The following is a 14,272-nucleotide window of genomic DNA, read 5'->3' on the forward strand; positions in this document are numbered from 1 at the left end:
GAGCCTGTGCGCATCCGCATCCGCATCCGCACGCGCTCGTACGCCCGTCGCCCGTATGCCCGACAAAATTGTTGACAATTCTGTCGGGCTAGATTTAGGTTCGACAGGCACTCACTCAGGGAGGGCAGCGATGCCGAACGAAGCCCGTCCGAGCACCGGGGAGCAGGCCAAGCAGCACGCGCTCGCGCAGTTGCGGCAGGCGATCCTGCACGGCGAGATGGCACCGGCGCAGCGGCTGGTGGAGAACGAACTCGCCGAGCAGTTCGGTGTGACCCGGGCGAGCATCCGAGGGGCGCTCATCGATCTGGAGGCCCAGGGCCTCGTCGAGCGGATCCGCAACCGCGGCTCGCGGGTGCGGGTGGTCACGGTCGAGGAGGCGGTCGCCATCACCGAGTGCCGCATGGTCCTGGAAGGACTGTGCGCGGCGAAGGCAGCCGTCGCCGCCAGCGACGCGCAACTGGCCGAACTCACCGAGCTGGGCACGGCGATGACCAAGGCCGTGGCCGACGGCGAGCCGGTCACCTACTCCGACCTCAACCATGAACTGCACGCCCGGATCCGGGAGTTCTCCGGCCAGCGCACCGCACTGGAGCTGCTGGAACGGCTCAACGCCCAACTGGTGCGCCACCGCTTCCAGCTGGCGCTCAGGCCGGGGCGTCCGCAGCAGTCCCTGAAAGAGCATCTGGCGATGATCGAGGCGATCAGGGCCAGGGACCCCGAGGCGGCCGAGAAGGCCGTCCGCGCCCACCTCAGCAGCGTCATCGAGGCGTTGCGCGACTGAACTCGTGCGAGGCGGGCGTCCACCTGTCATCAAGGAGTTCGCAGACATGACTCATGCCAACGCGCCCGCCACCCGACCACGCTCGACGCTCGTCGTCACCGCGCACGCCGGGGACTTCGTGTGGCGGGCCGGTGGCGCCATCGCCCTGGCCGCGTCCCGGGGCGAGCGGGTCACCATCGCCTGTCTGACCTTCGGCGAGCGCGGCGAGTCCGCCAAGGCATGGCGCGAGGGGAAGCGGCTGGCGGAGATCAAGGCCATACGGCGCGACGAGGCCGAGCGCGCCGCCGCCACCCTCGGCGCCGAGGTCCGCTTCTTCGACGCCGGTGACTACCCGCTCGTGCCCACCGCCGAACTGACCGACCGGCTCGTCCACGTCTACCGCGAGACCCAGCCGGACGTGGTGCTCACCCACCCCGTCGAGGACCCCTACAACGACGACCACCCGGCCGCCAACCGGATGGCCCTTCAGGCCCGCATCCTCGCCCAGGCCATCGGCTACCCGGGCGAGGGCGACATCATCGGCGCCCCGCCCGTCTTCTACTTCGAGCCCCACCAGCCCGAGATGAGCGGCTTCCGCCCGGAGGTGCTGCTCGACATCACCGAGGTGTGGGAGACCAAGCGCAAGGCGATGGAGTGCCTCGCCGCCCAGCAGCACCTGTGGGACTACTACACCGACCTCGCCGTCCGCCGGGGCGTCCAGCTCAAGCGCAACGCCGGACCCAACCTGGGGCTTGCGCACAAGACGATGGCCGAGGCGTTCATGCGGCCCTTCCCGCAGATCGCGAAGGAGCTGGCATGAGCGGCATGATCGTCACCGGCCCCCCGAAGGCGGACCTGGCCGACGTCGACGCGCTGGCCCGCTTCGGGGTGGCCACCGTCAGCGAGGCGATGGGGCGAACGGGCCTGCTGGGCCCGGACATCCGCCCCGTCCAGCAGGGCGTGCGGGTCGCCGGGACCGCCGTCACCGTGCTGAGCTGGCCCGGCGACAACCTCATGATCCACGCCGCCGTGGAGCAGTGCGGCGAGGGCGACATCCTGGTCGTCACCACCACCTCCCCGTGCACGGACGGCCTGTTCGGCGAACTGTTCGCGACCGCGCTGCAGCGACGGGGCGTACGCGGCGTTGTCCTGAACACCGGCGTCCGGGACACCCAGGAACTGCGGGAGATGGGCTTTCCCGCCTGGTCCCGGGCGGTGTCCGCGCAGGGCACGGTCAAGGCGACCGGCGGCTCGGTCAATGTGCCGATCGCCATCGACGGCCAAGTGATCCACCCGGGTGATGTGATCCTCGCCGACGCCGACGGCGTGGTGGTCGTCCCCCGCGAGCGCGCCCGCGAGACGGTGACGAAGGCCGAGGCCCGTGAGGCCAAGGAGGCCGCCACCCGCGCCGCCTTCCTCGACGGCGAACTCGGCCTGGACCGCTACGGGTTGCGCGACACCCTCAAGCGGCTCGGCGTCGAGTACCGGACGTACCAGGAGTACGAGGGGGAGCGGTCGTGACCGAGGCGGTGCCCTGTCTGCTGATGCGCGGCGGTACCTCCAAGGGCGCCTACTTCCTCGCCTCCGACCTGCCCGCCGAACCGGCGGCCCGCGACGAGCTGTTGCTGCGGATCATGGGCAGCCCGGACGAGCGCCAGATCGACGGCCTCGGCGGTGCCCACCCGCTCACCAGCAAGGTGGCCGTGGTGGCGACGTCGGCCGACCCGCACGCCGACGTCGACTACCTCTTCCTCCAAATCGCCGTCGACCGGCCCGAGGTGAGTCACCGTCAGAACTGCGGGAACCTCCTCGCCGGGATCGGCCCGTTCGCCGTCGAGCGCGGGCTGGTCCCGGCGGGGGAGGAGCGGACCGCCGTACGCATCCGCATGCTCAACAGCGGCGACCTGGCGACGGCGACCTTCCCGACCCCGGGCGGGCGGGTCGAGTACACCGGGGACACCGAGATCTCCGGCGTGCCCGGTACGGCGGCGCCCGTGCTGATCGAGTTCCCGCCGGGCACCTCGCCCCTGCTGCCCACCGGACGCGTCCGGGACGAGCTCGACGGCATACCGGTGACCTGTGTGGACAACGGCATGCCGACGGTGCTGATGGAGGCGGAGGCGCTGAAGGTCAGCGGGTACGAGTCGCCCGCGGAACTGGAGGCGAACACCGCACTCACGGACCGGCTGTGCCGGATCAGGCTCGGCGCGGGCCGGCTGATGGGCCTGGGTGACGTCTCCGCGACGACCGTGCCGAAACTGACCCTCCTCGCCCCACCCCGGTACGGCGGCGCGATCACCACCCGCACCTTCATCCCCGAGCGCTGCCACACCTCGATCGGGGTGCTGGGCGCGGCCAGTGTGGCCGCGGGCCTGCGCCTCGACGCCGGAGTCGGCACGGACCTGGCCCGGATCGACCCCGCCGACGACAGGGTCCGTATCGAACACCCCACGGGCTTCCTGGACATCGAGAGCAGTCTCGGCACCGGCGCCGACGGCCTCCCCATGGCGCGCCGCACCGCCGTGGTCCGCACCGCCCGCAAGCTCTTCGACGGCACCGTCTTCCCCCGGGCCGCCGCCGCACACCCTCAAGGAGGTCAATGATGACTCCGCCGCTCGGCGACATCGCCCACATCGGCCACGCCCAGTTGTTCACCCCCGACCTGGACGCCAGCGTCGCCTTCTTCACCGACTACCTCGGACTGACGGTCCATCACCAGCAGGGTGACACCGTCTATTTGCGCACCTACGACGACTACGAGCACCACAGCCTGGTCCTCACCGCCCGCGACCGGCCCGGCCTCGGCCGCCTCGCCCTGCGCACCTCCAGCGAAGAGGCCCTGCTGCGGCGGGTGAAGGCAGTCGAGGCGGCGGGCGGCACCGGGGAATGGGTCGAGGACGAACCGGGCCTGGGCAGGCTCTACGTCACCACCGACCCGGACGGCCACGAGCACGCCCTGTACTGGGAGAGCGAACACTACGACGCGCCCGAGGAGTTGCGCCCCGCGCTGAAGAACCAGCCGCAGGCCAAACCCAACCGGGGCGTCGGCGTCCGCCGCCTCGACCACGTCAACTTCCTCGCCGCCGATGTGCTCGCCAACGCCGAGTTCCAGCGGCACGTGCTCGGCGCCCGGCCGACGGAACAGATCCAACTGGACAGCGGGCGGATCGCCGCCCGCTGGCTGACGTACACGAACAAGTCCTACGACGTCGTCTACACCTCGGACTGGACCGGCTCCAGCGGACGGCTGCACCACCTCGCCTTCGCCACCGACACCCGCGAGGAGATCCTGCGCGCCGCCGATCTCGCCATCGACACCGGCGTGTTCATCGAGACAGGGCCGCACAAGCACGCCATCCAGCAGACGTTCTTCCTCTACGTCTACGAGCCGGGCGGCAACCGGATCGAGCTATGCAATCCGCTCACCCGGCTCGTCCTGGCGCCGGACTGGCCGCTGATCACCTGGACCGAGGAGGAGCGCAAGAAGGGGCAGGCCTGGGGCCTGAGGACCATCGAGTCGTTCCACACCCACGGCACCCCGCCCGTGGGGTAACCGGAGTGCGCGAGGAGCCGCGCGGATGATTGTCGATGAGATTGTTAACAAAAACGTTGACTCTTTCCGTGCGGCTCCTTAGCGTCTAGCGCGCACCCCGCACGAGAGGAAGAACAACGATGTCCCCCCTCGCTCCCACCGCCCGCGGCGGCAGACTCGCCGTCCTGGTCATCGGACTGTGCTGGCTCGCCGTGCTCTTCGACGGGCTCGACATGTTCATCTACGGCTCGGTCCTGCCGCACCTGCTGGAGACCGGCACCTTCGGCCTCACCCCCGACCAGGCCGGCGACCTCGGCTCCTACGCCACCTTCGGCATGCTCGTCGGCGCGCTCACCGCGGGCACGGTGGCGGACCGGATCGGCCGCAAGAAGCTGATGGTGGCCTGCGTGACCCTGTTCTCGCTGGCCTCCGGCCTCTGCGCGATCGCCGACTCCGTCGCCGTCTTCGGCCTCGGCCGCACCCTCGCCGGCATCGGGCTCGGCGGCCTGCTCCCCACCGCGATCAGCATGGTCTCCGACTACGCCCCACGCGGCCGGGCCGCCCTCGTCATCGGCATGCTGATGACCGCCCACCACGCGGGCGGCATACTCTCCGCCTACGTCGCCAAGTGGCTGATCGAACCGGCCGGCTGGCGCGCCGCCTTCTGGGTCTGCGTCGCCCCCCTGCTCTTCGCCCCGGTGCTCGCGAAGTTCCTCCCCGAGTCCCTGAGCTTCCTCCTCGCCAAGGGCCGCGCCGAGGAGGCCCGTGCCCTGGCCACCCGCTACGACGTGGAACTCCCCGCCGCCAAGCCCGAGAAGACGACCGCCGCCGACCGCTGGGCAAGCCTGGTCGCCCTCTTCCGCGGCGGCGAGTGGATCCAGACCCTGCTGTACTGGCTCGCCTCCTTCGGCGGACTCCTCCTGGTCTACGGCGTCGCCACCTGGCTGCCCACCCTGATGCGCGCCGAGGGCTACGAACTGGGCTCCGCCCTCACCTTCGTGGTCGTCTTCAACCTCGGTGGCATCACGGGCATGCTGCTGGCCGGACGCGCCGCCGACCGCTTCGGCGCCCCGCGCATCTCGGCGATCTGGTTCGCGCTCACCGCGGCCGGGGTGTTCCTGCTCAGCGTCCACATGCCGCTCGCCGTCACCATGACGGTCGTCTTCCTCACCGGCGTGTTCCTCAACAGCGCCCAGACGATGATCTACGCCACCGTCTCGATCCGCTCCCGGCCCGACAACCGCGCCACGGCCGTCGGCTGGACCTCCGGTATGGGCCGCTTCGGCGCCGTCTTCGGCCCGTGGCTCGGCGGCCAGTTGCTCGCCGCGGACCACGGCGACTGGGGCTTCACCGCCTTCGCCCTGGCAGGACTCTCCTCCACGGTCCTCATCGGCATCGCCGCCCTGCGCGGCACCCGCCGGACCCCGGCCGGCACCGCCCCCCAGGAACTGGCCACCGCGCACTGACCGGACCCCGGACGCCGGCCCCACCGGCCGGCGTCCGCCGGCAGGGTCGCGCAGACCCGAGCATCCGGTCGCATACGGTAAGGTTTACCTGCGCGTTCTCGCGGAGTACCGCGAGCGGGCGCACCGGGACGTGGCGCAGCTTGGTAGCGCACTTGACTGGGGGTCAAGGGGTCGCAGGTTCAAATCCTGTCGTCCCGACGGTGCGAAGAGGTCCCCGCGGGCAGTAGCCCGCGGGGACCTCTGGTGTGTGCGGGCCTTACGGATAGCTGCGCAGGTTGGCCACGTTGGTCGTGGAGTTGGAGGGGCCGCCGCGGTCGTTGATGACGTGGCGGATGGTGCCGGTGCCGCCCAGGGAGACGGTCACCATGCTGGTGAAGGTGACGCCGGGGCGGTTCGGGGCCTCGATGGCGCGTTCGGCGGTGACGCTCGGGTTGACGTTGAAGTAGCAGTAGCTGCCGAGGCCGTACGCCTGGTGGCTGGTGACGCTGTCGGCGACCTTGTAGGCGGCGTAACCCTGGGTGGAGCCGTTCATCCAGGCGGCCTGGTTGGGCGGGTCGTAGGGCATCTCGTTCTGGTAGAAGTACGTCCGGCCGCCGTTGCCGTTCCAGATCGTCTGGTACTTCTGGTAGTGCTCGACGAACAGGCCGTACATGGTGACGTTGTCACCGTTGACGATCAGGCCGGTGTCGCCGGTGTTGGAGTTCCAGCCGATGCCGTTGCCGTGGTCGCCGCGCCAGATCCAGGTGTGGTCGCCGATGACGTGGTCGCTGTTGACGACCAGGCTGGTGGTCGCCCTGCCGACGTGGGCGCCGCCGACGCGGAAGTACACGTCGTGCAGGGACGTCGGGTTGGCGGCGTGCGAGGCGGACGCGCCGGGCGGGCCGACCTCCATCAGGGTGGGGGAGTTGGTGGTCCCCGCGTCGAAGAGGATGCCCGCGACCTTCACGCCGTCGACGTCGGCCACCTTCATGGCGGTCACGCCGTTGTCGGGGACGAAGGTGGCGAGGCCCAGGCCCAGGACGACCGTGTCGGCGCGGTTCACCTGGAGCGTGCGGTCCAGGTGGTACACGCCGGGGGTGACCAGCAGGTTCTTGCCCGCCGCCAGCGCCGAGTTGATCTCCGCGGCGGTCGCGCCCGGCTTCACGATGTGGAAGCTGTCCAGGGAGAGCGAGCTTCCGGCGGGGGTGCCGCCCGCCCAGCTCGTGGCCGTGGAGTTGGTGCGCAGGGACGGGACGAACACCTTGTAGGCGCCGTCGCCGTCGACGTAGAGGAAGGGCTTCTCGCGGGTGACCGGGGTCTGGCCGACCGTCGTGTAGGGCGGGCTGGGGAAGCTGGTGGCCGGGACGCCCTGGCTGCCGACGAAGACCATGTTCCAGTTGGCGCCGGTCCAGCTGCCGAGCTGGGAGTTGCGGGTCAGCCACTGCTGCTGGGTACCGGAGTTGACCTGGCCGTCGACCTTGGTGTCGGCGAACAGGCCGCCGCTGGCCCAGCCGCCGTCGTCCAGGGCGAGGTTGCCGCGCAGATGCATCCGGCGGTACGGCGCGGCCTGCGAGACCGCCCAACGGTCGTTGCCGCCGGTCGGGTTGACCGACAGGTTCTCGGCGCCGCGCCAGAAGTTCTGGGTGGCGTTCTGCGGCGGGAACCAGTCCGCCTCGGCGTGCACCGCGCCGTTGACGGTGACCGCGTCCGGGGTGAGGCCGAGGCCCGCGACCTGGGTGTAGAAGCCGACGTTGACGTCCGCGTTGTATGCACCCGGCTTGAACAGCACGGCGTACCGCTGGGAGCCGAACTGGTTCTCCTCCTGCTGCTGGAAGATCGTGTTCAGCCGGGACTGGATCGTCGAGGAGGGCGTCGAAGGGTCGAACACCACGACGTTCGGGCCGAGATCGGGGTTGGCCGTCGACGGGGAGACCGGCACCACCTGGAAGCGCTGGGCCGCGCTGCCGTTGCAGGTGTACTGGACGAACTGCACGCTGTCGGCGGTCGAGGCGCCCGGGTCGTCCAGGCACTTGCCGCTGTGCCGGTTGACGAAGCGGTACGCGCCGCCGCCCAGGTCCTCCGCCCGCCACTGCTGGTTGGCGCCGCCGCCGTAGGCCCACAGGTGGACCGGGGCGTTGTCGGCTGAGGAGACCTCGGCGACGTCGACGACCTGGCCGGTGTTGTTGGCGTTGTTGATCCGGACGTAGCCGTCGCCGGTGGCGGTGAAGCTCCAGCGCTGGGCGGTGGTGCCGTTGCAGGAGTACTGCTGTACGGCCGTGCCGTTCGCGGTGGCCGCCGCGCGGGCGTCCAGGCAGCGTCCGCTGGCGGCGTTCATGACGGTGGCGAAGCCGGTGGGCAGTGCCTCGGGCGCGGCCTGTGCCGTCGTGGGCACGGCGGCCAGCAGGCCGGCGGCCAGGGAGAGTACCGCCAGGGAAGCGGCGGCTGGGGGGTGGGTTCTTGTCATGCTCGCGAAACATAAAGGTACGGACCACTTACGTCAAGGGATGAAGTAAGTGTTGAATTAAGGAGGGTGAAGATAAGAGGGGCAACAAAAAACGACGCTGCCGAACTCGTCGCCCTCCCCCGAAGGCGGCGAGTTCGGCAGCTCCCCCGGCGCCGGACTGTGGTGGTCCGTCCGTCCGCGTACGGCTGTCTCCGTGCTGTTACCAGCACATCACTGCGGTTTCCCCCGACCCCCAGGCGGAGTACAGCCGCACACGGACGAAGTAGCGGCGGCCCTTGACGAGACGGGCCCTGATCGTGGCGTTGCCGGACGTGCCCCCGTCGTCCCGGCCGGTGAGATAGCGGGGTTCGCCGTCCCGCTCCTCGAAGACCACCACAACGGTGTCGCTGTCACCGAAGGTGCCCAGCGTGAACTCGCGGGTCTCCGGCGGCTCGACGGTGAAATCGGCCTGCTCGCCCGGCCCGAGCGTGAGCGGCACCGAACGGAACGGCACCAGCGCGGGCGTCCGCTCGGGGCCGGCCGGCGGGTACCAGCGCAGGACGAACTCCTTGTCCGCGGCGGACAGCGTGCCCGGCGGGTTCAGGCCCCTGCGGTACTGCTCCGGCTCCAGGATCAGCCCCGCCGCGAACGGATACTCCATGATCGACTGCGGATCCCACACGGAGCCGTTGACCTCGTCCGGGTCCAGCTTGCGCAGGATGTTGACGTACGTGGTCTCCCGGCTCCAGAAGTTCGGCGGCCCGGCGAGGTCCGCGAGAACCGCCTCGTCGTCCCAGTGGATACCGGCGAACGGGCTCTGGTGCTCGTGCAGCATGCCGAGCGCGTGCCCGATCTCGTGCAGGGCGGTGGCCCGCTCCCCGGGCACGGTCAGGTCCCAGCCGAAGTTCATGGTGCGTTCGTTCAGGCCGACCAGGAGCGCGTCCTTGCCCACGGTCGACCACGAACCGTCACCCAGCTGGAACCCGATCCGCAACTCCGCTTCCGAGCGGTCGGAGACCTCCGCGAACGACACCCCGATACCGAGGTCCCGCCACTCCTGGAAGCACTCGCGCACCACGTCCCGCTGCTCCTTCGAGCCGACCCACGACACCCGTCGGGACCCCCCGGTTCCCGGTACGGGAATCACGGACGCGTCGTTGTCGCCGTCGAAGAAGTAGTAGTGCAGGACCGTGTTGTTGACCCACATACGGCGTCCGCCGATGAGCGCGCGCTGCCGCTCGGCGGTCAGCCCCGGTGCCAGAGGAGGGGCCGACTGCTGCGCGAGGGAGCAGTAGCGAGCGGTCATGCGGCAAGGTTGCCGTCGTGGGCGGCCGGGCGCCTGAGTCGGGGGCTACTCAAGTCACCCTGTATCAGGACTGAGTAGCCCGCCTCTATTGGGTGTGACGACATACGAACGGGATGCGAAGACCCTGGAGCTGCCCTGGCCGTTCACCGGACGGGACAGCGAAGTCGAGCTGATCCGCCGGTCACTGGCCGCGGGCAGGCACGGCATCGTGGTGACCGGGGCCGCGGGCAGCGGCAAGACCCGGCTCGCCGCCGAGGCCACCCGCGGCGGCGACTGCGCGCTGGTGGCCGGGACGCCCGAGGCCCGCGCCATCCCCTTCGCCGCCTTCGCGCACCTGCTGCCCGAGGGCGTCACCCTGCACCGGGCGGTCCAACTGCTGTCGTCGGTACGGCAACTGATCGTCGACGACGCCCACCTCCTGGACGACGCCTCCGCCGCCCTGGTCCACCAGCTCGCCGTACAGGGACGCACCCGCCTGCTGGTCGTGGCGACCGACGGCGCGACCACGCCCGGAGCGATCTCCCGGCTCTGGACGGGGGAGCTGCTGCCCCGTCTCGCCCTGGACCCGCTGCCCCCGGAGGAGACGGAGCCGCTGATCGCGGACGGCGGCCTGGAACCGCTCACCGTGAACCGGCTGCACCGCCTGTCCCAGGGCGATCTGCGGCTGCTGCGCGACCTGGTGGGCGCGGTACGCGCGCGCGGACTGCTCACCCGGGTACCGGACTCGGACGCCTGGGCCTGGCGGGGGCCGCTGCCGCTGACGCCGACCGTGCGCGAGCGCACCGCACACGTACTGGACCGGGTCCACCCGGAGGAGCGCGAGACCCTCGAACGCCTCGCCTTCTGCGAACCGTTGGCCGCGCACATGGACGAGTTCGACCTGTGGACCCTGGAACGCCTGGAGGCCGACGGCCTGATCCACATCGACGACGAGGGCGACGTACGCCTCGTCCACCCCCTGCACGGCCCGGCACTGCGGGCGGCGGCGGGGCGGCTGCGGGCCCGCCGCCTGGCCCGTACCCCCGACGACTGCGCGCGGGCCCTCGCGGCTGAGACGGCCGTACTGCGCCGCAGCGTCCAACGGGCCGACGTACGGGCCGTGTCGGCGCCCGTGGGGGAGTGGCTGGTGGACGAGGGCGCGCCGGTACCGGCCGAGTACGCGGCCGTACGCGCGCGGTTCGCCCGCTTCGGGGGACGGCTGCGGGAGGCCGAGGCCTGGGCCAGGGAAGGGCTGCGCACCACGCCCCAGGACGAGGGCTGCCGCCGTGAACTGACCCTGGCGGTGGCGGACGCGGGCGACGGGGAGTGGCCAGCCGTGGCGCGCGGCGACCTGGACGCGGCGCTCGCCGAGGTGGAGCCGTACGACGCGGTCCGCCTCGGCGCCCCGGAGCGGGCCGTGGGACGGCTCGACGGGGTCTTCGCCCAGCACGCCGACGCCCTCGCCCGCGGCGACGGGCCCGCGCTCGACCGCGCCGCCGAGGCGCTGCGGGAACGCGGGCTGCTGCTGTACGCGGCCGAGGCGCACGCCCAGGCGGTCCGGGCCCACCGCGACCCCCGCGCCGCCCGCACCTCACGTACCCGCGCGGTCGCCCTCGCCCGCCGCTGCCAGGGCGCCCGCACACCGGCCCTGTCCGGCCTCGTCCTCGGTGAACTCACCGCCCGGCAACGCCAGATCGTCACCCTCGCCGCGGCGGGCCTGAGCAACCGCGAGATCGCCGAGCGCCTCACCCTGTCCGTACGGACCGTCGGCAACCACCTCTACAGCGCGTACGCCCGCCTCGGCGCGAGCGACCGGGGGGCGCTGTCGTGGATGGTCGAACTGCCGGACGCGCAGCCCGCGTGACGCGGGCGGGGCGGCTACGGGCGGTGTGAGGCCACCCGCGGCGCCGCGCAGCCCACGGGACGCGAGCGACCGGGGGGCGCTGTCGTGGATGGTCGAACTGCCGGACGCGCAGCCCGCGTGACACGAGCGGGGCGGCTACGGGCGGTGTGAGGCCACCCGCGGCGCCGCGCAGCCCGCGTGACGCGAGCGGGGCAGCGCCGTCCCGAAGATGAGCGTCGTCCACGGCGCACAGCCCGCCCGACGCGGGCAGGACACGCTCAGGCCGCGCCGAACGCCGTGAACGCCCACCCCGTCGCCTGGTGGAGGGCGTCCTGCGGCAGGGCCGCCCGGGCGTCGCGCAGGGACTCGGCCAAGGACAGGCCCGCGGACAGGGATGCGTGGAGGGCGAGCATCAGGGGGACCACCGCGGCGTCGTTCACCGGCGCCGTACACGCCACCACGCCCGCCGTGCCCAGCGGCAGAAGGGCCGTGACCAGGCCCAGGAGTTCATCGGCGCCCACCGAGGCGAAGCGGGCCGTGTCGCAGCAGGACAGGATGATGCGGTACGGGCTGCGGTCCAGGTGCTCGAAGTCGTGGACGATCAACGGGCCGTCGGCCATGCGGAGGGAGGAGAACAGCGGACTGTCCGCCCGGAAGGTGCCGTGCGCCGCGATGTGGGCCAGGGCGGCTCCGTCCAGCTCCTTCAGCACGCGCGGGACGCTCGCGTCGTCGCCCTCCAGGAGGGTCGGTGTGCCGTAGCGGTCCGCGAGCCGCGGCACCTCCGCGCCGCCCGTCGCCAGGCCCGGGCCGCGCACCAGCACCTGGCGGCCGCCCGGCGGCGGCTCGGTCTCCCGGGCGTGCAGCCAACTGCTCGCCGAGGGCGACACGCTGACTACCCTCTCCCGCAGCGTCGGCAGCAGGGCCCACGGCACCCGGTGCAGACGGGCCGGCGGGACGATCACGACCGGGCCGGTCCCCAGGTGCTGGGCCGCGGGGCCGAGCAGCAGGTCCTCCAGACGGCGTCCCGCCGCCTCCACCACGGGCAGGCGCGCCTCCGCGCCGGGATGGGCCAGCCGCCGCAGTCCGGCCTGCACATGCTCGGCCTCGACCTCCGCGTCGGCGAGCAGTCCGGCCTCGTAGCGGCGTACCCGGCCACTGCCGCACAGCAGCACCTGCACCCTGCCGTCCACCACGGCCAGTTCCAGCAGCCGTGTCCCGTCGCCGAGCCGCTCCAGCAGGCGGCGCGCGTCGAAGCGGTCGCCGTCCCCGGGCTCCTCGCCGCGCATGTGCAGGGTGCGGGAGCGGATCTCCCGTTCCAGACGGCGCTGTTCGCGATCCAGCGCGAGCACCGGCCGTCCTTCCATCCGGGCCTCCTCCGCGCGGGCCGCTATCTCGCGGAAGGCGGTGAGGCCGCGCTGCAGGGCCGGATCGGCGGGCGGGCGCGTCGGCGGCGCCGACAGCACAGTCGCCCGCCACCGCTCGCTCCACACCAGCAGCCGCCGCGGCCCACCCGAGTCCAGGCTCACCTGCTGGGCCAGCGCCGCGAGTTCGGCGCCCTGTGCGGTCGCCCGCGCCCGCAGCTCCGAGGCGCCCAGCGTCGTACGGTGATCGTCCAGTACGTCCAGGCCGCGCCGGCACGCCTCCAGCACCCCGCGCCCCGACCCCGCCGCCCGCGCCCGCAGGGCCTGCGCCGCCCAGCCCGTCATCCGCGCCAGCGGCGGCCCCGCGTGCCTGCTGCGCGCCGCGATCGACAGGTGCCGTTCGGCGTCGGCCGTCCAGCCCAGCTCCAGCGCGATCCGGCCCGCCAGCAGCGACGCCTCCGGGGCGGCCGGCGCCCCGAACGCGACCAGCCGCTCGGCCACCGACGCGGCGTCCGCGACCAGCCGCCCCGAGGCCCGCCCCGTGGCCAGCCGCGCCTCGATCAGCACCAGCCGGGCGTGCGTCTCCCACCAGCCGCGCCGCTGCCCCGCGAACAGCCGCACCGCCAGCGCCGCACGGGCCAGCGCGGTGTGCGGGTCGCCCGCCAGCCGGGCCGCCCGCGCGGCCACCAGCAACAGCTCCGCCTTGCGCGTGGACTGCCCGCCGATCTCGTCCAGCACCCCGATCGCCGCGTCCGCCTCCGCCAGCGCCTCCGGGGCGAGCCCCGCCGCCATCAGCACCTCACAGCGCCGGATGTCCAGCATGAACGTCGGCGTGCCCAGCTTCGCGTACCGCTCCTCCGCCTCGTCCAGCAGCCGCAGCGCCGCCGGGATGTCCCCCGACCGGAACGCCGCCAGCCCCCGGCTCTCCACCGCGTCCGCCTTGTCGTGCTCCTGGCCGGTGGTCTCCCACAGCGCCTCGGCCGCCGTGAAGTCCGCGTCCGCCCGCTCCACCGCGCCCAGCGCCAGATGCACCGTCGCCCGCAAGGTCAGTGCCCGCGCCGTCCAGATGACGTCCTCCGCCTGCCGCAGCACCGGAATCGCCCGCCGTACGTCCTCCAGCGCCTCCCGGTGATGGCCCAGCACCCACCACACATACGCCCGCCGGTACAGCACCCGCGCCCGCGTGTGCCCGGCCCCGCGCGCGATGCCCCGCTCGAACGCCGCGAGACCCTGCCGGGTACGCCCCGCGTGCACCAGGGCCACCCCCAGCGTGCCCAGGACGTCCGCCTCCCGCTCCGCGGAATCGGCGCGCGCGGCGAAGTCGCGGGCCCGGCGCAGATGGTCCAGCGCGAGCCGCATGTCGCCGAAGTCCCGCTGCCAGATACCGATCACCTGGTGCGCCACGGAGGCGTGCAGCGGCGAGGGATCGGCCCCCAGCACCCGCTCCGCCCCGGCCAGCGCCTCCCCGGGAGCGGCGAACACCTTCGGCAGCAATTCGAGAACCGAGTCGCTTCCCGCTGTCACTCCACGGATGGTAGTGGTGCGAGTTGCCGGCCATACAGGTCTGGCGCTGTATCAATCCGCGGCTCGGCGACTCTGTCTG

Annotated in this window: 10 protein-coding genes and 1 tRNA gene; 8 read left to right on the forward strand and 3 right to left on the reverse strand. The window is 72.3% G+C overall.

From position 1 onward, the window contains the following. Positions 1-130 precede the first annotated feature (130 nt). The 7 genes from ACZ7L7_RS02755 to ACZ7L7_RS02785 all read left to right on the forward strand — a co-directional run bounded on the left by ACZ7L7_RS02755 (position 131) and on the right by ACZ7L7_RS02785 (position 5,956). Positions 131-781, forward strand: coding sequence for a GntR family transcriptional regulator (locus ACZ7L7_RS02755; protein ID WP_261720049.1), 651 nt, complete (start codon positions 131-133; stop codon positions 779-781). Between the two features lie 46 nt (positions 782-827). Continuing rightward, positions 828-1,580, forward strand: a complete 753-nt coding sequence (locus ACZ7L7_RS02760) for a PIG-L deacetylase family protein (protein ID WP_453608676.1) — start codon at positions 828-830, stop codon at positions 1,578-1,580. After that, positions 1,577-2,281 (forward strand): 4-carboxy-4-hydroxy-2-oxoadipate aldolase/oxaloacetate decarboxylase, encoded by a 705-nt coding sequence (locus ACZ7L7_RS02765; protein ID WP_472074496.1) that lies wholly within the window; start codon positions 1,577-1,579, stop codon positions 2,279-2,281. The genes ACZ7L7_RS02760 and ACZ7L7_RS02765 overlap by 4 nt, the downstream gene beginning before the upstream one ends. Beyond that, the gene (locus tag ACZ7L7_RS02770) at positions 2,278-3,363 is read left to right on the forward strand and encodes a 4-oxalomesaconate tautomerase (protein WP_453608671.1); all 1,086 of its coding nucleotides are present in this window, start codon (positions 2,278-2,280) and stop codon (positions 3,361-3,363) included. The genes ACZ7L7_RS02765 and ACZ7L7_RS02770 overlap by 4 nt, the downstream gene beginning before the upstream one ends. Next, entirely contained in the window at positions 3,363-4,313 is a 951-nt protein-coding gene (locus tag ACZ7L7_RS02775) for a catechol 2,3-dioxygenase (protein ID WP_471427909.1), read from the forward strand. Before ACZ7L7_RS02770 ends, ACZ7L7_RS02775 begins: the two co-directional genes overlap by 1 nt. A gap of 119 nt (positions 4,314-4,432) precedes the next feature. Continuing rightward, a complete protein-coding gene (locus tag ACZ7L7_RS02780) occupies positions 4,433-5,758 on the forward strand; it encodes an MFS transporter (RefSeq protein WP_285515144.1) in 1,326 nt (441 codons plus the stop codon). Between the two features lie 124 nt (positions 5,759-5,882). Further along, positions 5,883-5,956: transfer RNA gene (locus ACZ7L7_RS02785), tRNA-Pro, on the forward strand. 58 nt (positions 5,957-6,014) lie between these two features. On the opposite strand, the gene ACZ7L7_RS02790 is transcribed toward ACZ7L7_RS02785, so the two are convergent. Both ACZ7L7_RS02790 and absR1 read right to left on the reverse strand, forming a co-directional pair. After that, positions 6,015-8,201, reverse strand: coding sequence for an RICIN domain-containing protein (locus ACZ7L7_RS02790; RefSeq protein ID WP_285515145.1), 2,187 nt, complete (start codon positions 8,199-8,201; stop codon positions 6,015-6,017). A 199-nt stretch (positions 8,202-8,400) separates the two neighbouring features. Beyond that, positions 8,401-9,486 (reverse strand): beta-glucuronidase AbsR1, encoded by a 1,086-nt coding sequence (absR1, locus tag ACZ7L7_RS02795; protein WP_453609213.1) that lies wholly within the window; start codon positions 9,484-9,486, stop codon positions 8,401-8,403. A 94-nt stretch (positions 9,487-9,580) separates the two neighbouring features. Here absR1 and ACZ7L7_RS02800 point away from each other — a divergent pair, with 94 nt between their 5' ends. Next, positions 9,581-11,329 (forward strand): LuxR family transcriptional regulator AbsR2, encoded by a 1,749-nt coding sequence (locus ACZ7L7_RS02800; RefSeq protein ID WP_453609210.1) that lies wholly within the window; start codon positions 9,581-9,583, stop codon positions 11,327-11,329. Between the two features lie 257 nt (positions 11,330-11,586). On the opposite strand, the gene ACZ7L7_RS02805 is transcribed toward ACZ7L7_RS02800, so the two are convergent. Continuing rightward, a complete protein-coding gene (locus tag ACZ7L7_RS02805) occupies positions 11,587-14,193 on the reverse strand; it encodes a CHAT domain-containing protein (RefSeq protein WP_285515148.1) in 2,607 nt (868 codons plus the stop codon). Positions 14,194-14,272: the final 79 nt, after the last annotated feature.

It is taken from the genome of Streptomyces sp. NPDC110618, from assembly GCF_055657065.1.